This is a genomic window from Pseudomonas sp. GW823-FHT03E05 (assembly GCF_058796855.1).
Genome location: NZ_JBXAJB010000003.1, coordinates 696,990 through 716,680, shown reverse-complemented (window position 1 = coordinate 716,680; position 19,691 = coordinate 696,990). Strand labels below are relative to the sequence as shown.

Genomic DNA, 19,691 nt, shown 5'->3' with positions numbered 1-19,691 from the left:
GGGAGGGGTTACAGGGCCAGCTGGCGACGCAGTTCAGCCAGCACCGGGGCACTGTCGGGGCGCACGCCGCGCCATAGGTAGAAGGCTTCCGCCGCTTGCTCGGCCAGCATGCCCAGGCCATCCAGCACCAGGGCCGCGCCCTGTTCACTGGCCCAGCGGCAGAACGGTGTCGGCTCCTTGGCGTACATCATGTCGTAGCACACGGTCTTGCCCGCCTCGATCAGGCTGCCGGCAATCGGCGGCAGCTCGCCCGAAAGGCTGGCGGAGGTGGCATTGATGATCAGGTCCACCGACTCCTGCAGCCAGTCGAAGCCGCTGGCCGATACCGGCCCCAGGTCGGCGAACAACTCCGCCAGCAGCTCAGCCTTTTCCACGGTGCGATTGGCGATTACCAAGGCCTCCGGCTGCTCGGCCAGCAACGGCTCCAGGGCACCACGGACCGCGCCGCCAGCCCCCAGCACAAGGATGCGCTTGCCCTTGAGGCTGACCCCGGCGTTCACCTTCAGGTCGCGCACCAGCCCGGCGCCGTCGGTGTTGTCCCCCAGCAGGCGGCCGTCGGCCTGCTTGCTCAGGGTGTTCACCGCGCCGGCGCGCTGGGCCCGTTCGGTCAGGCTGTCGCACAGGCGATAGGCCTCTTCCTTGAACGGCACCGTGACATTGGCCCCACGCCCGTGGGCGAAGAAACTGCGAGCGGTGCCGGTGAAATCATCCAGGGGCGCCAGCAGGGTGTTGTACTCCAGCTGCTGGCCGGTCTGCTGGGCGAACAGCCGATGGATCAGCGGCGACTTGCTGTGGCCGATCGGGTTACCAAAGACAACGTACTGATCCATCTCTCATCCCATTTGCTCAACACAGGGGTAGGAACCGCATCCGCCTGAAGGCCTTTTCGCCGGCAAGCCGGCTTCTACACAGTGGTGTGCGGTTTAGTTGCTGGCTGCCAGCCAGTCGCGATCCTGCAGGAAGTATTCGGTCAGGCGCGCTTCTTCGCTGCCCGGCTCGGCCTTCCAGTCATAGCCCCAGCGCACTTGTGGCGGCAGCGACATGAGGATCGACTCGGTGCGTCCACCCGATTGCAGGCCGAACAGAGTGCCACGGTCGTAGACCAGGTTGAACTCCACGTAGCGGCCCCGGCGGAATTCCTGGAATTCCCGCTGCTGCGCGGTGTAGGCCGCGGCCTTGCGGCGCTGGACGATGGGCAGGTAGGCCTCGATGTAGGCGTCGCCAATGGCGCGCATGAAGGCGAAACTGGTGTCGAAGTCCCATTCGTTCAGATCGTCGAAGAACAGGCCGCCGATGCCCCGCGGTTCATTGCGGTGCTTGATGTGGAAATAGCTGTCGCACCAGGCCTTGTAGCGCGGGTAGACGTCGGCACCGAAGGGCGCGCAGGCCCGCTCGGCAACCCGGTGCCAGTGCACGCAGTCATCGATGTTGCCGTAGTAGGGGGTCAGGTCGAAACCGCCGCCGAACCACCAGACCGGCTCTTCGCCTTCCTTCTCGGCGATGAAGAACCGCACGTTGGCGTGAGAAGTCGGCACATGGGGGTTGTGCGGGTGGATCACCAGGGACACGCCCAGGGCCTCGAAGCCACGGCCGGCCAGCTCGGGCCGGTGGGCACTGGCCGATGGCGGCAGGCCGCTGCCGAATACATGGGAGAAGTTCACCCCACCCTTTTCGATCACTGCACCGTCGCCGATCACCCGGGTACGCCCGCCACCACCGGCAGGCCGGGTCCAGGCGTCCTCGATGAAGCGTGCGCCACCGTCTTCGGTTTCCAGTGCAGCGCAAATGCGGTCTTGCAGGTCGAGCAGGTAGGCTTTCACGGCCTCGGTGCGGGTAGTCATGGCATCACCTTGAATCGGGCAAAGCTACGCGGCGCTAGGGATGGAGCACGGGCCGGCGCAAATGGGCGCGTAGCATAACACCGCGCCGGGGCGCTCCGCAGTTGACGAAGGTCAAGCAGAGGAGTCCGATAGAGCACTTTCACGACACGTCCGAGGAGAGAATGCAGATGGCCAAACGTATCCAGTTCCGCGCCCATGGCGGCCCCGAAGTGCTCGAATATGTGGATTACCAACCGGCGGAACCGGGCCCGCAACAGGTTCGCGTCAGCAACAAGGCCATCGGCCTGAACTTCATCGACACCTATTTCCGCAGCGGTCTCTACGCACCGCCCGCCCTGCCTTCGGGCCTGGGGGCCGAAGGCGCGGGCGTGGTCGACGCCGTAGGCAGTGCCGTGACCCGTTTCAAGGTCGGCGACCGCGTGGCTTACGGCAGCGGCCCACTGGGGGCCTACAGCGATGTGCATGTGCTGCCCGAAGCCAACCTGGTGCGCCTGCCGGACGCCATCAGCTTCGAACAGGCCGCCGGGGTCATGCTCAAGGGCCTGACCGTGCAGTACCTGCTGCGCCAGACCTATGAACTCCAGGGCGGCGAAACCGTGCTGTTCCACGCCGCTGCCGGCGGTGTCGGCTCCCTGGCCTGCCAGTGGGCCAAGGCCCTCGGGGTAAAGCTGATCGGCACCGTCAGCTCGCCGGAAAAGGCCGCCATCGCCAAGGCTCTGGGCGCCTGGGAAACCATCGACTACAGCCATGAAGACGTGGCCCGGCGAGTGCTGGAACTGACCGGCGGGAAGAAGTGCCCGGTGGTCTACGACGGCGTGGGCAAGGACACCTGGCTGACCTCCCTGGATTGCCTGGCCCCACGCGGGCTGATGGTCAGCTTCGGCAACGCCTCTGGCGCAGTGGACGGGGTCAACCTGGGGATTCTCTCGGCCAAGGGCTCGCTGTACGTGACCCGGCCGACCCTGGCCAGCTACGCCAACAATGCCGAGAACCTGCAGCGCATGGCCGACGACCTGTTCGGCATGATTGCCAGCGGCAAGCTGAAGATCGAGATTGGCCAGCGCTTCGCCCTGGCGGATGCGGCCAAGGCCCATATCGAACTGTCGGCGCGACGCACGACTGGCTCGACTGTGCTGCTGCCTTGAACGCCTTCGCCGGCAAGCCGGTTCCTACCGAGTATCGTAGGAGCCGACTTGCCGGCGAAGCGCTTCAGGAGGGCCGAACTACCTTGCCGGTAGCCAGGTCACGGATCAGGCTCGGGTTCTTGCGCCCGCCCAGGCTGCCACTGAGGACCAGATCCAGTTGCCCACGGAAATACTGCTCGATGCGCAGCCGCGTGCGCGCCGCCGGGCGCCCCTGGGGGTTGGCCGAGGTGGAAATCAGCGGGCCCACCAGGGAGCACAATTCACGCACCAGCGGATGGTCGCTGACCCGCAGCGCCACCGTGTCATGGACCCCGGTGACCCACTCGGGCAACAGGTTCTGATGGGGCACCAGCCAGGTATTGGGCCCCGGCCAGGTGCTGGACATGCGATCGATCCAGGTGTCCGGGAAGTCCTCGAAGAGGAAATCGAACTGATGGATGTTGTCAGCGATCAGGATCAGGCCCTTGTCCACCGACCGTGACTTGATTGCCAGCAGGCGATCCACCGCCTCTTCATTCCACGGATCGCACCCCAGGCCCCAGACCGCTTCGGTTGGATAGGCAATCACCGCCCCTGCGCGAATCTCTCGTGCGGCTTGCTGCACGCGCCAACTGCTGACCATTGCCGACTCTCCAGATAAAAGCTGTGCGCAGTTTACCGATCCTGCTTATAAAACCTAGCTCAGACGCGCATACCAACGCCCATTTTCATGGACCGCACGGCCTTCGATCTCCAGCTCGGTCAGGGCCGCCAGCACCCGGGGCAGGGGCCAGCCGCTGGCGCTGGCCAAGGCTTCGCTGCTGTGGGGCGCCGCATGCAGCAAGGCCAGCAACGGGTGGGTACAGGCCGCTGTCGGCAGCGAGGCGCTGGGCGGCAGGTTCTGCCAGCCGGCCAGGGTCTCCAGGATGTGCTGCACGCTTTCCACCAGCACCGCGCCGTCGCGGATCAACTGGTGGCAGCCCCGGGCACCGGGGTGGTGGATAGAACCGGGGATGGCATACACCTCGCGGCCTTGCTCCGCCGCCAGCCGCGCGGTAATCAGCGAACCGCTGGCGACGCTGGCCTCCACCACCAGCACGCCCAAGGCCAGGCCACTGATGATTCGATTGCGCCGGGGGAAGTGTTCCGCACGCGCCGGGGTATCCAGAGGGAACTCGGAAACCACCGCGCTGCCCTGGTCGATCATGGCCCTGGCCAGGGCCCGGTGCCGCTGTGGATAAAAATTTTCCAGGCCAGTGCCCAGCACGCCCACGGTGCGCCCGCCAACATCCAGGGCCGCCTGATGGGCAGCGCCATCGACGCCCAGGGCCAGACCGCTGGTGATGACAAAACCGGCGCGGGCCAGGCTGCGGGAAAAGGCCCCGGCGGTGTCCAGCCCCGGTCGCGATGCGCGACGGCTGCCCACCATCGCCAACTGCGGCCGTTCGAGAATCGAGGGGTCGCCGGCCACGAACAGCAGCGGCGGCGCATCCTCGAGTTGCGCCAGCAAGGGCGGGTAGCCGGGCTGGTCCCACATCAGCAAATGCTGGGCCTGGCTATCTATCCAGGCCAATGCGCGACGGGCGCCGTCGCGCACCTGGGGGCTGCGCCGGGCCTCGCTGCAGGCCGGCGGCAGGTCCAGGGAACGCCAGGCACTGGCCGGGGCACTGAGTGCTTTAGACGCGCAACCGAATGCCTGAAGCAGGCGCTGAAAACGCATCGGCCCGAGTTCGGGCAGGACGTGCAAGCGCAATCGAGCTTCCAGTTCTGCCGGGGAAATGCTGCCGCTCATCGAGTTCGACATGGATCATCCTTGATCGTCAGGGCTCCAGCCTGAGCTGGAACAAGCTGTGGATAACTCTGTTGGTAACTTGTTGAGGAAAGATCTCCCTCAGGGGTTGCGGACCTTGTCCAGCACCGCCAGCGAACGCGTGGCCTTGAGTACCAATCCGTAGCTGAGCCTGTCGTAGCTGCGGAACACCATCAGCCAGCCGGCCGCCTCGTCGGGGATTTTCAGCGGCTCGCCGGTTTGCCGGTCGCGCACGGTTTCACCGGTCTTGATCACCGCCAGTACGTTGCCCTCCAGCAGGCCGTCGCGGCGCCCGCGGTTGAGGGTCACCACATCCAGGGCGCCGATCTGGGTGACCCCTCGGGGCACGTCGATGATCAGCCCTTCCACCGGCCGTTGCGGGGCACTGGGGTTGAAGGAGCCCGGCAACCCCGAGGTATCGGCGGCCAGCAAGCGATCACCCAGGCGCACTTCCTGGTTGCTGCTCTGCAAGGCGAGGGTGGCCAGGTCACCTTCGCTCGCCACCACCCGGGCGCTGCCGATGGCGTCGGCGTTGACCCCCAGCAGTTCCTGGCTCAGGGGGTCGCGGTAGACCTTGCCCTGGCGGAACAGCTCATAGACCGGCTGCTCAGGGTCCAGCCGGCCACGGGCGAAAAGCCGGTCGCCCATGCCACCCAGCACCCGCTCGCCCTCGCCGGCCACGATATACGGCGCCTGCTCCAGGGCCCCGGGCTGATCGACGATGCGGTTGTCCAGCAAGAAGCTGCTGATCGCTTGCAGGGGAATACTCGGAATCGGGGCAGGGGGCAGGCGCCGGGCCTGGGGCGCGAGCTTGACCGTCGGCGGCGCCGCTGGTCGCTCCAGCTGCAGGCGTGGCGGGCCGTCATTGCGCACCAGTTGCAGGCGGTCACCGGGGAAGATCTGCCCGGCGAAGCCCGCCGGCCAGAGCTCGCGCCATTGCCAGGGCTGCTGCAGGTACAGGCTGGCGACGCTCCACAGGGTATCGCCCGGCTGCACCCGATAGTGCTGTGGATAACTGTCCCGCAGTTGCACCTGGGCCTGGCCGATGGCGGTCCAGCCCGCCAGCAGCAGGGCGAACAGTGATTTCCTCATGGGCTGAATCCCTTTATTATGTGCGTTCGCGTGAAACGCCAGAGCCTGCACGGCTCGCTCCATCCCAGAGCACGTTTTGCACCGGCGGCCCAGGTCCAGAACCTGCGCGGACGCCGACTCCGCCCTTACTTCACACGTGTAGCAATTGCGCTTATGGCCATTTTAAACATCCTCGAATTCCCTGATCCGCGCCTGCGCACTATCGCCAAACCAGTGGCCGTAGTGGACGACGAAGTGCGTCAGTTGGTCGACGACATGTTTGAAACAATGTATGAGGCCCCAGGCATCGGTCTGGCGGCGACCCAGGTCAACGTGCACAAACGCGTGGTGGTCATGGACCTGTCCGAAGACCGCAGCGAACCACGGGTGTTCATCAACCCCGAGTTCGAAGCCCTGACCGACGAGATGGACCAGTACCAGGAAGGCTGCCTTTCGGTACCGGGCTTCTACGAAAACGTCGACCGCCCGCAACGGGTCAAGATCAAGGCCCTGGACCGCGACGGCCAGCCCTACGAACTGATCGCCGAAGGTTTGCTCGCCGTGTGCATCCAGCACGAATGCGACCACCTGAACGGCAAGTTGTTCGTCGACTACCTGTCCACGCTCAAGCGTGACCGGATCAAGAAGAAGCTGGAAAAGCAGCATCGCCAGCAGGCTTGATGACCGTCTTGCAAAGGCTTGCTACGGCAAGCCTTTTTCTTTTCCGCATGTTTAACATCGAGAATTCCCATGACTGAGCCACTGCGCATCGTCTTTGCCGGCACCCCCGAATTCGCCGCCGAACACCTCAAGGCCCTGCTCGACAGCCCTTACCAGATCGTTGCGGTCTACACCCAGCCGGACCGTCCGGCGGGGCGCGGGCAGAAGCTGATGCCCAGTCCGGTCAAGCAGCTTGCTCTGGAAAACGACATCCCCGTGCTGCAACCGCCGACCTTGCGCAATGCCGAGGCTCAAGCCGAACTGGCAGCGCTCAAGCCGGACCTGATGGTGGTGGTGGCCTACGGCCTGATCCTGCCCCAGGCGGTGCTGGATATTCCGCGCCTGGGTTGCATCAACAGCCACGCTTCGCTGTTGCCACGCTGGCGCGGTGCCGCGCCGATCCAGCGTGCGGTGCAAGCCGGTGACGCGCAAAGCGGGGTGACTGTGATGCGCATGGAAGCCGGCCTGGATACCGGGCCGATGCTACTCAAGGTCAGCACCCCGATCAGCGCCGAAGATACCGGCGGCAGCCTCCACGACCGCCTGGCCGAGATGGGCCCGCCCGCAGTGCTGCAAGCCATCGAAGGCCTGGCCGCCGGCACCCTGGAAGGCGAAGTCCAGGACGACAGCCTGGCCACTTACGCCCACAAGCTGAACAAGGACGAGGCGCGCATCGACTGGAGCCGCCCGGCCGTGGAACTGGAGCGCCTGGTGCGGGCCTTCAACCCCTGGCCGATCTGCCACAGCAGCTTGAATGGCGAAGCGCTGAAAGTGCTGGCCGCCACCCTGGCCGAAGGCAAGGGCGCGCCGGGGGAAATCCTCGGCGCCAGCAAGGACGGCCTGATCGTTGCCTGCGGTGAGCAGGCGCTGTGCCTGACCCGCCTGCAACTGCCCGGGGGCAAGGCGCTGAACTTCAGCGACCTGTTCAACAGCCGCCGCGAGAAATTCGCCATCGGCACCGTCCTCGGCCAGACGGCGGACGCCCAATGAACCCGCGCCTGGCCGCCGCAAAGGCGCTGACTGCCGTGCTCAACGGCAAGGCCTCGCTCAACAGCTCGCTGCCGATCCAGCTGGACAAGGTCGAGGCCCGTGATCGCGGCTTCACCCAGGACCTGGCCTTCGGCACCGCACGCTGGCAGCCGCGGCTGTCGGCGCTGGCGGCCAAGCTGCTGCAGAAGCCGTTCAAGGCAGCCGACGCCGATGTCGAAGCATTGCTGCTGGTGGGCCTCTATCAGTTGCTCTACACCCGGGTTCCGGCCCACGCCGCCATCGGTGAAACCGTGGGCTGCGCCGACAAGCTGAAAAAGCCCTGGGCCAAGGCTCTGCTCAATGCCGTGCTGCGCCGTGCCCAACGCGAAAGCGAAACGCTGCTGGCCGAGTTGGAGCACGACCCGGTGGTGCGCACCGCGCACCCGCGCTGGTTGCAGAAATCCCTCAAGGCGTTCTGGCCCGAGCAGTGGGAAGCCATCTGCGCCGCCAACAACGCCCACCCGCCGATGATCCTGCGGGTCAACCGCCGGCATCATTCCCGCGATGCCTACCTGAAGCTGTTGAGCGAAGCGGGAGTTGCGGCCAAGGCTTGCGTCTATAGCCAGGACGGCATCGTCCTCGACGAAGCCTTGGATGTACGCAGCCTGCCGGGCTTTGCCGAAGGCTGGATCAGTGTGCAGGACGAGGCCGCGCAACTGGCCGCCGAGCTGCTGGAACTGGCGCCGGGGCAACGGGTGCTGGACGCCTGCTGTGCCCCGGGCGGCAAGACCTGCCACATCCTCGAAGTGCAACCGGCCCTGGCCGGCGTAGTGGCGGTGGACCTGGAGGCCAAGCGCCTGGTGCGGGTACGGGAAAACCTCGACCGCCTGGGGCTCGACGCCCAATTGATCGCCGCCGATGGCCGCGACACCCAGGCCTGGTGGGACGGCAAGCCGTTCCAGCGGATCCTGCTGGACGCGCCATGCTCGGCCACCGGGGTGATCCGCCGCCATCCGGATATCAAGCTGACCCGCCAGCCCGAAGACATCGCCGCCCTGGCGCAACTGCAAGGCGAACTGCTGGATGCCATGTGGCAGGCCCTGGAAGTGGGCGGCATCCTGCTCTACGCCACCTGCTCGACCCTGCCCACCGAGAACACCGAGGTCATCGAGGCCTTCCTGGCCCGCACCCCGGGTGCTCGTGAATTGGACATCGGCGGCCAACTGGGGCAGCCTGCGGCCGGCCTCAAGCAGCCCCACGGGCGCCAGTTGCTGGCGCAAGAAGGCGGCCACGACGGCTTCTACTACGCCAAGCTGATCAAGATTGCCGCCGCACGCGGTTAAACGGTTTTAAGGGAGTGACTGGATGAAGATCATCATCCTCGGCGCCGGGCAAGTGGGTGGCACGCTGGCGGAACACCTGGCCAGCGAAGCCAACGATATCACCGTGGTCGACACCGACGGCGAACGCCTGCGCGACCTCGGCGACCGCCTGGACATCCGCACCGTGCAGGGCCGCGCCTCGTTCCCGACGGTGCTGCGCCAGGCCGGCGCCGACGACGCCGACATGCTGGTGGCGGTAACCAACAGCGACGAGACCAACATGGTCGCCTGCCAGGTGGCCCACACCCTGTTCCACACCCCGACCAAGATCGCCCGGGTGCGCGAAGCCGCCTACCTGACCCGCGCCGGGCTGTTCGACAACGATGCGATCCCGGTGGACGTGCTGATCAGCCCCGAGCAGGTGGTGACCAACTACATCAAGCGCCTGATCGAGCACCCCGGTGCGCTGCAGGTGATCGACTTCGCCGAAGGCAAGGCGCAACTGGTGGCGGTCAAGGCCTACTACGGTGGCCCGCTGGTGGGCCAGCAACTGCGCCAGCTGCGCGAGCACATGCCCAACGTCGACACCCGGGTGGCGGCGATCTTCCGTCGCGACCGGCCGATCATGCCCAAGGGCGATACGGTGATCGAGGCCGACGACGAAGTGTTCTTCATCGCCGCCAAGGCCCACATCCGTGCGGTGATGAGCGAGATGCGCCGCCTGGAGGAATCCTACAAGCGCATCGTCATCGCCGGTGGCGGGCAGATCGGCGAGCGCCTGGCCGAGGCCATCGAAAGCCGCTACCAGGTGAAGATCATCGAGATGAACCCGGCCCGCTGCCGCTACCTCTCCGACACCCTGGACAGCACCGTGGTGCTGCAGGGCAGCGCCTCGGACCGCGACCTGCTGCTGGAAGAGAACATCGCCGACGCCGATATCTTCCTGGCCCTGACCAACGACGACGAAGCCAACATCATGTCCTCGCTGCTGGCCAAGCGCCTGGGAGCGAAGAAGGTGATGACCATCATCAACAACCCGGCCTACGTCGACCTGATCCAGGGTGGCGACATCGACATCGCCATCAGCCCGCAGCTGGCCACCATCGGCACGCTGCTGGCCCACGTGCGCCGCGGCGATATCGTCAGCGTGCACTCCCTGCGCCGGGGCGCGGCGGAAGCCATCGAGGCCATCGCCCACGGCGACGCCAAGTCGAGCAAGGTGATCGGCCGTGCCATCGAGAACATCGGCCTGCCGCCGGGAACCACCATCGGCGCGATCATTCGCGACGAAGAAGTGCTGATCGCCCACGACGACACGGTGATCGAAGCCGGCGACCACGTGATCCTGTTCCTTGTGGATAAAAAACACATCCGCGACGTGGAGAAACTGTTCCACGTCGGCCTGAGCTTCTTCTGATCAACAACTCTGTAGCCGCTGCCGAAGGCTGCGATCGACTGCGCAGCAGGCGCTGCCCTTGCGAAGGCCCTGCGGGCCTGATCGCAACCTGCGGCGGCTACATGAGCCCACAGGAGTGACAACGATGCTTGAATCCCTGGAAAAAATGCTCGCCAAGGGTGTGGATAACGCCCTGCTGCGCTTTGGCCTGGGCAAGGGTTACCTGGATCAGGGCGATTTCGCCAAGGCCGCCGAGCACCTGCAACGTTGCGTGGCCTTCGACCCCAAGTATTCCGCGGCGTGGAAGTTGCTGGGCAAGGCCTGCCAGGGGCAGGGCGACCTGCCGGCAGCGCGCCAGGCCTGGGAACAGGGCCTGGAAGCGGCCCGGGGCCACGGCGACAAGCAGGCGGAAAAGGAAATGACGGTGTTCCTGAAAAAACTCGACCGCCAGTCTCAAGGCTGACCCCACCCCTCCTCGGTAGCCGCTGCTGCAGGCTGCGAACGAGCTGGGCGGCACTCCGATGCACTGCTCGCTAGCTCTGAAGACCCGCACAGGCTCGACAAGAGAGCGCCAAGCAAGGCCCTTCGGTCCTTTTCGCAGCCTCGCGGGCTCGGCAACGGCTACAGGGCTATTTCACAGGTAGCGCAGGGCGATCCCTTCCGCGTCCACTTGCACCACTTCCATGCGCACCCGCGGCGCCGTCACCGGCAGGCCCTGGACCTGGCCGTAGACCACCGCGCCCTTGGGCAGTCTTGCCAGGGCCGGGCTCTGTACATAGACGCCGCTGGCGGACAGGTTGCGGGTCTGCCCCAGGCATTCGCCGATGCTTTCGTGGGAAATCTTGATGCGGAACGACTTGCGATGATCGGACATCTTCTGCGCCCTTGTTCGGTGTGCTGTGGATAACTCCCGATGCGGGGTTATCCACAGATCGTGCCAGCTCCCTCAGTACCAGCGCGCCTCGCCAGGCGGGCGCTTCTTGAAGCGTTTCATGCTCCACATGTACTGGCTCGGATAGGCCCCCACATAACGCTCGACCACCTTGCTCATGGCCGCGCAGGAGGTTTCGGTATCGGTGCTGTACATGTCTTCCGGCGCCGCTTCGAGGATCACCTTGTAGCCCGAGCCGTCGGGCAGGCGCAGGGCATGGAGGAACACGCCGACCGCCTTGCCGCCGGCCAGCATGTTCGGCACGAACTTGCTGGTCAGGGCCTGGGTGGCGAAGAAGGGCACGAAGATCCCGGCGGATTCGGCCGGTTCCGGGTCGGCGGGGATGCCCACTGCCCCCCCTTTGCGCACTTCCTTGATGACGCTGAGGATGCCTTCCTTGGTGGAAGCCGCCACGCGGTTGCCCAGTTGCACCCGCTGCTTGCGCAGCAGTTCGTCCACCGCCTTGAGCTTGGGCGGACGGTAGAAAATGATCGGTTTGCACTGGCTGCAATAGAAGTGGTTGAGCACTTCCCAGTTGCCCAGGTGGCTGGTAATGCCAACCACGCCCTTGCCCGAGGCCAGGGCGTCCTTGAGCACTTCCAGGCCCTCGACTTCACGCACCAGGGCAATGGAACGCTCGGCCGGCCAGATCCAGGCGCAGGCGCTTTCAGTCAGGGACTTGCCGATGTCCTTCAGGCTCTGGCCTACCAGGCGCTCGCGTTCCGCCGGGTCCATCTGTGGAAAACACTTGGCCAGGTTGATACGCACCACCTCGCGGGAACGATTGGGCGTCTTCCACATGATCCAGCCGATGGCTGCGCCGACCGCCTGCACCGCGCGCCAGGGCAGCAGGGCAAACAACCGCAGAGCACCCACCAGCAGGGCGCCTTTGAACTTATCCACAAATGACTCCTGATCTTGGTCATGAAGCGTGTCGCCAGCCGGCTATTCTAACCGCGCATCGGCCAGGATGGCGTACCGATCACAGTCCAGGGTGTGGTCCATGACCATCCCCGAGGCCTGCATCAGCGCATAACAGATGGTCGGGCCGACGAAAGTGAAGCCGGCCTTGCGCAGGCCGCGGCTCATGGCTTCGGCCTCCGGCGTCACCGCCGGCACTTCGCTGCGGTCCTTGAAATGGTTGATCTTCGGCACACCACCGACGAAGGCCCAGAGAAAGGCCACCGGGTCTTCCAGCTCCAGCCAGGCCTGGGCATTGCGCCGCGCGGCGTTGAGCTTGAGGCGGTTGCGGATGATGCCCGGGTCCTGCATCAGGTCGTCGATCTCGGCATCGCTCATCTGCGCCACGCGCTGCACATCGAAGCCGAACAGCACCTGGCGATAGTGCTCGCGCTTCTTCAGCACGGTGATCCATGACAGCCCGGCCTGGAACCCTTCGAGCAATAACAACTCGAACAAGCGCTGCCCATCGCGCAGCGGCACGCCCCACTCCTGATCGTGATAAGCCATGTACAGCGGATCTTCGGAACACCAAAAGCAGCGTGGCATAAGGCTCCAGGGGGCGTGCGCAGGACTGAATCGGGTATACTCCCGCTCCTTAAATCGCAGCCCAAGTAACAGGTGAATTTCGTGAGCCAGCCTACGCCAGCCGTGCGTACCTTCCAAGACTTGATCCTCGCCCTCCAGCAGTACTGGGCCGAGCAAGGTTGTGTGGTACTTCAGCCCTACGATATGGAAGTAGGCGCCGGCACTTTCCACACCGCTACCTTCCTGCGGGCCATCGGCCCGGAAACCTGGAACGCCGCTTATGTGCAGCCCAGTCGTCGCCCGACTGACGGCCGCTACGGCGAAAACCCCAACCGCCTGCAGCACTACTATCAGTTCCAGGTGGTCTTGAAGCCCAACCCGGAGAACTTCCAGGAGCTGTACCTGGGTTCCCTGAAGCACGTGGGCCTGGACCCGCTGGTGCACGACATCCGCTTCGTCGAGGACAACTGGGAATCGCCGACCCTGGGCGCCTGGGGCCTGGGCTGGGAAGTCTGGCTCAACGGCATGGAAGTGACTCAGTTCACCTACTTCCAGCAAGCCGGTGGCATCGAGTGCTACCCGGTGACCGGTGAAATCACCTATGGCCTGGAACGCCTGGCCATGTACCTGCAGGGCGTGGATTCGGTATACGACCTGGTCTGGGCCGACGGCCCGTTCGGCAAGGTCACCTATGGCGATGTGTTCCACCAGAACGAAGTGGAGCAGTCGACCTACAACTTCGAACACGCCAACGTCGAGAAGCTGTTCGAACTGTTCGATTTCTACGAAAGCGAAGCCAAGCGCCTGATCGAGCTGGATCAGCCACTGCCGCTGCCGAGCTATGAAATGGTCCTCAAGGCCTCGCACACCTTCAACCTGCTGGATGCACGCCGGGCAATCTCGGTCACCGCACGCCAGCAGTACATCCTGCGTGTGCGCACCCTGGCGCGTTCCGTTGCGCAAGCCTACCTGCTGGCCCGTGCCAAGCTGGGCTTCCCGATGGCAACCCCGGACCTGCGTGATGAAGTGTTGGCTAAGTTGGAGGCGGCACAATGAGTGCGCAAGATTTTCTGGTTGAACTGGGCACTGAAGAACTGCCACCCAAAGCCCTGAACACCCTGGCCGAAGCCTTTCTGGCCGGCATCGAAAAAGGCCTGCAGAGCGCCGGCCTGAGCTTCCAGGCCAAGCACGTATACGCCGCGCCACGGCGCCTGGCGGTGCTGATCACCCAACTGGCCACCCAGCAGCCGGATCGCAGCATCAACCTCGACGGCCCGCCACGCCAGGCAGCCTTCGACGCTGAAGGCAACCCGACCCAGGCGGCCCTGGGCTTTGCCAAGAAGTGCGGCGTCGAACTCAGCGAGATCGACCAGAGCGGCCCGAAACTGCGCTACAGCCAGAGCATCAAGGGCAAGCCGACCGCCAGCCTGCTGCCGACCATCGTCGAAGATTCGCTGAACGACCTGCCGATTCCCAAGCGCATGCGCTGGGCCGCGCGCAAAGAAGAGTTCGTGCGCCCGACTCAATGGCTGGTGATGCTGCTGGGCGATGAGGTCATCGACTGCACCATCCTCGCCCAGAAGGCCGGTCGCGACTCCCGCGGCCACCGCTTCCACCACCCGCAAAGCGTGCGCATCACCGCGCCGGCCAACTACCTGGCCGACCTGCGTGCCGCCTACGTGCTGGCCGACGCCAACGAGCGTCGCGAGCTGATCAGCAAGCGCACCGCGGAACTGGCGACCCTGCAGGAAGGCACGGCGATCGTCCCGGCGGACCTGCTGGACGAAGTGACTGCCCTGGTCGAATGGCCGGTGCCACTGGTGTGCTCGTTCGAGGAACGCTTCCTCGAAGTGCCCCAGGAAGCCCTGATCACCACCATGCAGGACAACCAGAAGTACTTCTGCCTGCTGGACGTGGACGGCAAGCTGCTGCCGCGCTTCATCACCGTGGCCAACATCGAGAGCAAGGACCCGCGCCAGATCATCGAGGGCAACGAGAAAGTCGTGCGCCCACGCCTGACCGACGCCGAGTTCTTCTTCAAGCAGGACAAGAAGCAGAAGCTCGAAGACTTCAACCTGCGCCTGCAGAACGTGGTCTTCCAGGAAAAACTCGGCAGCGTCTACGACAAGGCCGAGCGGATCTCCAAGCTGGCCGCCTTCATTGCCCCGCGCATCGGCGGCGACGCCCAGCGCGCCGCCCGTGCCGGCCTGCTGTCCAAGTGCGACCTGGCCACCGAGATGGTCGGCGAGTTCCCGGAGATGCAAGGTATCGCCGGCTACTACTACGCTCTCAATGACGGCGAGCCGGAAGATGTCGCCCTGGCCCTGAACGAGCAGTACATGCCACGTGGCGCCGGCGCCGAGCTGCCCAGCACCGTGACCGGTGCCGCCGTGGCCATCGCCGACAAGCTGGACACCCTGGTGGGGATCTTCGGCATCGGCATGCTGCCCACCGGCAGCAAGGACCCCTACGCCCTGCGTCGCGCGGCACTGGGCGTGCTGCGGATCCTGATCGAGAAGAAGTTCGACCTCGACCTGAACGACGCCGTGGCCTTCGCCGTCAGCGCCTTCGGCAGCAAGGTCAAGGCCGCCGGCCTGGCCGACCAGGTGCTGGAGTTCATCTTCGACCGCCTGCGTGCCCGTTACGAAGACGAAGGCGTGGATGTAGCCACCTACCTCTCGGTGCGTGCCCTGAAGCCGGGTTCGGCCCTGGACTTCGACCAGCGCGTGCAAGCCGTGCAGGCCTTCCGCAAGCTGCCGGAAGCCGCCGCCCTGGCTGCGGTGAACAAGCGCGTGTCGAACCTGCTGAGCAAGATCGAAGGCAATGTGCCGACCACCATCGAAGCCAAGTACTTCGACAACGCCAACGAGTTCTCCCTGTACTCGGCGATCCAGCAAGCGGACCAGGCTGTACAGCCCATGGCCGCTGCCCGCCAGTACAGCGAGACCCTGGCCCGCCTGGCTGCCCTGCGCGAGCCGGTGGACGCCTTCTTCGAGGCGGTGATGGTCAATGCCGAGGACGCCAATGTACGGGCCAACCGCTACGCGCTGCTGGCGCGGCTGCGGGGCCTGTTCCTGGGCGTGGCCGACATTTCGGTACTGAGCTGATCAGGTAGGGAACTGCTGTGAAACTGCTGATACTCGATCGTGACGGCGTGATCAATCACGACTCCGATGCCTACATCAAATCGGTGCAGGAGTGGATTCCGCTCCCCGGCGCGATCGAAGCCATTGCGCAGTTGAGCAAGGCCGGCTGGACGGTGGCGATCGCCACCAACCAGTCCGGCATCGCTCGCGGCTACTACGACCTGGCCACCCTTGATGCCATGCACGCGCGCCTGCGCGAACTGGTGGCGGAGCAGGGCGGCGAAGTCGGGCTGATCGTCTATTGCCCCCATGGGCCCGACGAAGGGTGCGCCTGCCGCAAACCGAAACCGGGCATGCTGCGAACCATTGCCGAGCATTACCAGGCAGAACTGACAGGTCTATGGTTTGTCGGTGACAGTCTCGGTGACCTGGAAGCCGCAAAAGCCGTCGACTCTCAGCCAGTATTGGTAAAGACCGGGAAAGGCGAAAAGACTCTGGGGAAAACCCTGCCGGTAGGCACCTTGATTTTTGACGACCTGGCGGCCGTTGCCGCTGAACTTATCCACAATTAGGCCCCTTCTGGCATCCTGACCAAGGACTGTTCGGGAGAGCGCTTTTTAACAGGCGGGCAATGCCCGCAATGGTAAATGCCGCTATGTCGATCCTGCAGGCCATCAGAACCTTTTTCTTTTACCTGCTACTGGGCACCAGTTCCTTGCTGTGGTGCTCCCTGAGCTTTTTTATCGCGCCGTTCCTCCCATTCAAGGCGCGCTATCGCTTTATCAACGTCTACTGGTGTCGCTGCGCGCTGTGGCTGACCAAGGTATTCCTCAATATCCGCGTGGAAGTGAAGGGCGCGGAAAACGTCCCCGAGCGGCCTTGCGTGATCGTTTCCAATCACCAGAGCACCTGGGAAACCTTCTTTCTCTCGGCCTACTTCGAGCCCCTGAGCCAGGTGCTCAAGCGCGAGCTGCTGTATGTGCCGTTCTTCGGCTGGGCCATGGCCATGCTGCGGCCCATCGCCATTGACCGGGACAACCCCAAGGCTGCCCTCAAGCAGGTGGCGAGCAAGGGCGACGAGTTGCTCAAGGACAATGTCTGGGTACTGATCTTCCCTGAAGGCACCCGCGTGCCTTACGGCCAGATCGGCAAGTTTTCCCGCAGCGGCAGCGCCCTGGCGGTGAATGCCGACCTGCCGGTGCTGCCGGTGGCCCACAACGCGGGCAAGTTCTGGCCGAAGACCGGCTGGGCCAAGCGCCCCGGCACCATCACCGTGACCATCGGCGCGCCGATGTATGCCGAAGGCAGCGGCCCGCGGGCCATCGCCGAGCTCAATGACCGGGTGGCGGCCTGGAATGAACAGGCTCAACGGGATATGGGCTCATTGCCACCATTGGCCACTTCTACGGATAAGGTTGCTGTATGAGCTTCTGTGGATAACCTGTGTACGACTTTTCCTACAAGGCTTGAAATCGAATTATAAATCACTGATTTATATATATATTTCCCAAGCTCATAAAATGTGGAAAAACGTGCATAAGTTTTTCAGCAGACAAAAAAACCGGCCTTGGAGCCGGTTTTTTTCACCTGGGATATTCCCGGCCCTTCATTCCTCCAGCAAAGGCAGTTCGAGGATGAAGCAAGAGCCCCGACCCACCACGCTCTGGCAACTGATACGGCCCTGATGTCGGTCCACCACCGCCTTGACCATGGACAAGCCCAGGCCCAGGCCATCAATGCCCTTGGCCGAAGCAAAACGCTGGTACTGGCCGAACAGCTGGGGCAGATCCGCGGCATCGATACCCCGGCCTTCATCGCTGATCTCGCAGCGCAGCCAGCCTGGGGTACAACTGACCCGCACACTCACCCTGGACTCCACCGGGCTGTACTTGATGGCGTTTTCCAGCAGGTTGAACAGCGCCCGGGTCAGTAGCGACTGGTCCGCCAGCACCAGGCCTTCGCCCTCGTCGTCCAGGTCATGCTCCAGGTGAATGTCCTTCAACTGGGCCAGGGTCGTGGCCTGATCGAAGGCGTCCAGCACCAGCATGGCGAACATGCTCGGTTCGAACTGGTAGGCCTCCGACTCGGCCTTGGCCAACTGCACGAAGGCCTCGGTCAGAGCCAGGGCCCGGCGTACCTGCTGTTCGATCTGGCCATACACCTGCCGGGGCGTCGCCGGCTGATGGCGCTGCACATCCAGCAAGGCCAGGATCGCCGAATGGGGCGCGCGCAGATCATGGGACAGAAAGCGCAACAGCACGCTGCGTTGCTGTTCGGCGTCGCGCTCGACGCTGAGGTCGGTGAGGCTCAGCAGCCAGCCAATGGCGGTATCGCTGTCCACCGGCAGCAGCGGCGCCAGTTCCATGCGCAGGCTGCGCTGCTGAACATCACGGAACTCCACCGCCGGCAGTTGTTCCAGCCGGGGGTACAAGGCCGGTTCCGTCAGGCCCGGGTAACCCAGGGCGGCCAACTGGGCAATCAGCCCTTCACCCACCAGGGAATGGGCAAACACTTCCCGTGCATTGCGGTTGGCCAGCAGGATCTTGCCGTCGGGGTCGCTGATCAGGGTCGCCACCGGCAGGTACTCCAGGCCATCGGCGATAAAACGCCGGGTGTCCCGGGTGCGGCTCAGGGCCTGCTCCAGAGCGACGATCTGCCCCTGCAGCACATCCCCGGCCGGGGCCTGGCTGCGCCGGCGTTCCGGCAACACCTTGGGCTCGCTGTCCAGGCGCGCTAGTTCCCAGCCGAAGTAGGCCAGGATCACGCTCAGCCGGCGCCAGTTCCAGATCAGGTAGGCCAGCAGCATGCCCAGCAGGCTGGCCACCGGCGACCACCAGTAGCCCAGCCGCAGCATCAATACCGAGCCCGCCAGGCCCAGCCCCATGCAACCCAGGGTTATCCACAGCGCGTGGCGCGGCCGCCACAGCAACAGGCCCAGCAACACAGCGGTCAGGGCCATGGACAGCAGCATCCCCGACCACTGGCCCAGGGCAACCACGCTGCGATGCTGGAGCAGGCCGTTGAGCAGGTTGGCCTGGATCTCCACCCCCGGGGTGGTGCCCTGGCTGCCGGATTGCGGGGTCACGTAGCGGTCCCCCAGCCCCGGGGCCGTGGAGCCCACCAGGATCAGCCGGTCGCGCAGCAGCTCCGGCGGCACTTCGCCCCGCAGCACGCTGACATAGGGCACGCTGGGAAAGCCGGCGTCGGTGCTGATAAAGGGAATGCGCACCGGGTTGGACCGCAGCCACCCCTGGGCCACGCGAGGTTTACCGGGCCCGGGCATATGGGGGAATGCCGGCTCGGCTTCGGTCAGTTGGTACAGCAGCCACGTCAGTTGCGCCCGGGGAGCCAGCACCGGGCCTTCGCGCAGGTACACGCTGCGCACCGTGCCATCGGCATCCGCTTCGGCATTGATATGGCCCAGGCCGCGGGCGCAATTGCGCAGCAGCGGCACCGGCGGGATTTCCTCAATGTCCTGGCCATAGCGGGCAACGCCCTGGCGCAGCACCGGCAGGAACACATTGCCGGCCCGGCACAGGGCGGCAGCCAGGCGGGTGTCGTTTTCCACCGTGCTGCCGGGTTCACTGAGGATCACATCGAACAGCACCCCTTTGGCCTCGGCCGCGCTCAGCCGGTCCAGCAGTTGGCCATGAATGGCCCGCGGCCAGGGCCAGCGTCCCAGTTGCTGCAAGCTGTAGTCGTCGATGGTCACCAGCAGGATGCGCGGGTCCACCGGTAGCGGGGTGAAGCGCCGCAGGTTGTCGTAGAAGAGATTGTTCAGGGCCAGGCCGTGGCTCAGGGACAACACCGCAGTCAGCGGCAGAAGAATCAGGCTGACCCACAGCCACTCCCGCACCAGCCCGCGGAACAGGCGCTGAGCCTGGGTCGGTTCACGGCCTTCGGCCCGACGGCGCCACACGCTCATGGACGGCC

The 19,691-nt window shown here is 64.8% G+C and carries 19 protein-coding genes; 10 read left to right on the top strand and 9 right to left on the bottom strand.

Annotation, left to right across the window (positions count from 1 at the left end; all coding sequences use genetic code 11):
* Positions 1-8: 8 nt before the first annotated feature.
* Both aroE and hemF read right to left on the bottom strand, forming a co-directional pair.
* The gene (gene aroE, locus AC1RCO_RS16305) at positions 9-830 is read right to left on the bottom strand and encodes a shikimate dehydrogenase (protein ID WP_492617869.1); all 822 of its coding nucleotides are present in this window, start codon (positions 828-830) and stop codon (positions 9-11) included.
* 93 nt (positions 831-923) lie between these two features.
* Positions 924-1,841: an oxygen-dependent coproporphyrinogen oxidase gene (gene hemF / locus AC1RCO_RS16300; RefSeq protein WP_011058416.1), complete on the bottom strand. Its 918-nt coding sequence runs from the start codon at positions 1,839-1,841 to the stop codon at positions 924-926.
* A 167-nt stretch (positions 1,842-2,008) separates the two neighbouring features.
* On the opposite strand from hemF, the gene AC1RCO_RS16295 reads away from it, so the two are divergent.
* Positions 2,009-2,986: an NADPH:quinone reductase gene (locus tag AC1RCO_RS16295; protein WP_492617868.1), complete on the top strand. Its 978-nt coding sequence runs from the start codon at positions 2,009-2,011 to the stop codon at positions 2,984-2,986.
* 64 nt (positions 2,987-3,050) lie between these two features.
* On the opposite strand, the gene tsaC is transcribed toward AC1RCO_RS16295, so the two are convergent.
* From tsaC to AC1RCO_RS16280, 3 genes are all read right to left on the bottom strand, one after another.
* Complete coding sequence (gene tsaC, locus AC1RCO_RS16290; RefSeq protein WP_011058414.1) at positions 3,051-3,608, bottom strand: L-threonylcarbamoyladenylate synthase type 1 TsaC; 558 nt, start codon at positions 3,606-3,608, stop codon at positions 3,051-3,053.
* Between the two features lie 54 nt (positions 3,609-3,662).
* Entirely contained in the window at positions 3,663-4,769 is a 1,107-nt protein-coding gene (dprA, locus tag AC1RCO_RS16285) for a DNA-processing protein DprA (protein WP_103290868.1), read from the bottom strand.
* Between the two features lie 87 nt (positions 4,770-4,856).
* Positions 4,857-5,867 (bottom strand): LysM peptidoglycan-binding domain-containing protein, encoded by a 1,011-nt coding sequence (locus AC1RCO_RS16280; protein WP_015633617.1) that lies wholly within the window; start codon positions 5,865-5,867, stop codon positions 4,857-4,859.
* Positions 5,868-6,020: 153 nt separating this feature from the next.
* Here AC1RCO_RS16280 and def point away from each other — a divergent pair, with 153 nt between their 5' ends.
* The 5 genes from def (at position 6,021) to AC1RCO_RS16255 (ending at position 10,716) form a co-directional block, all read left to right on the top strand.
* Positions 6,021-6,527, top strand: coding sequence for a peptide deformylase (gene def / locus AC1RCO_RS16275; RefSeq protein ID WP_011058411.1), 507 nt, complete (start codon positions 6,021-6,023; stop codon positions 6,525-6,527).
* Between the two features lie 69 nt (positions 6,528-6,596).
* Positions 6,597-7,556, top strand: coding sequence for a methionyl-tRNA formyltransferase (gene fmt, locus AC1RCO_RS16270; RefSeq protein ID WP_011058410.1), 960 nt, complete (start codon positions 6,597-6,599; stop codon positions 7,554-7,556).
* Positions 7,553-8,878 (top strand): 16S rRNA (cytosine(967)-C(5))-methyltransferase RsmB, encoded by a 1,326-nt coding sequence (gene rsmB / locus AC1RCO_RS16265; RefSeq protein WP_072443358.1) that lies wholly within the window; start codon positions 7,553-7,555, stop codon positions 8,876-8,878. The genes fmt and rsmB overlap by 4 nt, the downstream gene beginning before the upstream one ends.
* A 22-nt stretch (positions 8,879-8,900) precedes the next feature.
* Positions 8,901-10,274: a Trk system potassium transporter TrkA gene (trkA, locus tag AC1RCO_RS16260; RefSeq protein WP_011058408.1), complete on the top strand. Its 1,374-nt coding sequence runs from the start codon at positions 8,901-8,903 to the stop codon at positions 10,272-10,274.
* A 124-nt stretch (positions 10,275-10,398) separates the two neighbouring features.
* Positions 10,399-10,716, top strand: coding sequence for a tetratricopeptide repeat protein (locus AC1RCO_RS16255; RefSeq protein WP_011058407.1), 318 nt, complete (start codon positions 10,399-10,401; stop codon positions 10,714-10,716).
* A 171-nt stretch (positions 10,717-10,887) separates the two neighbouring features.
* On the opposite strand, the gene AC1RCO_RS16250 is transcribed toward AC1RCO_RS16255, so the two are convergent.
* The 3 genes from AC1RCO_RS16250 to AC1RCO_RS16240 all read right to left on the bottom strand — a co-directional run bounded on the left by AC1RCO_RS16250 (position 10,888) and on the right by AC1RCO_RS16240 (position 12,693).
* Entirely contained in the window at positions 10,888-11,127 is a 240-nt protein-coding gene (locus AC1RCO_RS16250) for a PilZ domain-containing protein (RefSeq protein WP_011058406.1), read from the bottom strand.
* 72 nt (positions 11,128-11,199) lie between these two features.
* Positions 11,200-12,087 (bottom strand): lysophospholipid acyltransferase, encoded by an 888-nt coding sequence (locus AC1RCO_RS16245; protein ID WP_011058405.1) that lies wholly within the window; start codon positions 12,085-12,087, stop codon positions 11,200-11,202.
* 42 nt (positions 12,088-12,129) lie between these two features.
* On the bottom strand, positions 12,130-12,693 hold the full coding sequence (locus AC1RCO_RS16240; protein ID WP_047290171.1) for a DNA-3-methyladenine glycosylase I: 564 nt from the start codon (positions 12,691-12,693) through the stop codon (positions 12,130-12,132).
* Positions 12,694-12,774: 81 nt separating this feature from the next.
* On the opposite strand from AC1RCO_RS16240, the gene glyQ reads away from it, so the two are divergent.
* The 4 genes from glyQ to AC1RCO_RS16220 all read left to right on the top strand — a co-directional run bounded on the left by glyQ (position 12,775) and on the right by AC1RCO_RS16220 (position 17,184).
* Positions 12,775-13,728 (top strand): glycine--tRNA ligase subunit alpha, encoded by a 954-nt coding sequence (gene glyQ / locus AC1RCO_RS16235; RefSeq protein WP_003177094.1) that lies wholly within the window; start codon positions 12,775-12,777, stop codon positions 13,726-13,728.
* The gene (gene glyS / locus AC1RCO_RS16230; RefSeq protein WP_015633612.1) at positions 13,725-15,779 is read left to right on the top strand and encodes a glycine--tRNA ligase subunit beta; all 2,055 of its coding nucleotides are present in this window, start codon (positions 13,725-13,727) and stop codon (positions 15,777-15,779) included. Before glyQ ends, glyS begins: the two co-directional genes overlap by 4 nt.
* 17 nt (positions 15,780-15,796) lie before the next feature.
* Entirely contained in the window at positions 15,797-16,330 is a 534-nt protein-coding gene (gmhB, locus tag AC1RCO_RS16225; protein ID WP_011058402.1) for a D-glycero-beta-D-manno-heptose 1,7-bisphosphate 7-phosphatase, read from the top strand.
* Positions 16,331-16,413: 83 nt separating this feature from the next.
* Positions 16,414-17,184, top strand: a complete 771-nt coding sequence (locus tag AC1RCO_RS16220; protein WP_041114926.1) for a lysophospholipid acyltransferase family protein — start codon at positions 16,414-16,416, stop codon at positions 17,182-17,184.
* Positions 17,185-17,364: 180 nt separating this feature from the next.
* On the opposite strand, the gene AC1RCO_RS16215 is transcribed toward AC1RCO_RS16220, so the two are convergent.
* Positions 17,365-19,683: a CHASE2 domain-containing protein gene (locus AC1RCO_RS16215; RefSeq protein ID WP_492617867.1), complete on the bottom strand. Its 2,319-nt coding sequence runs from the start codon at positions 19,681-19,683 to the stop codon at positions 17,365-17,367.
* Between the last annotated feature and the right edge of the window lie 8 nt (positions 19,684-19,691).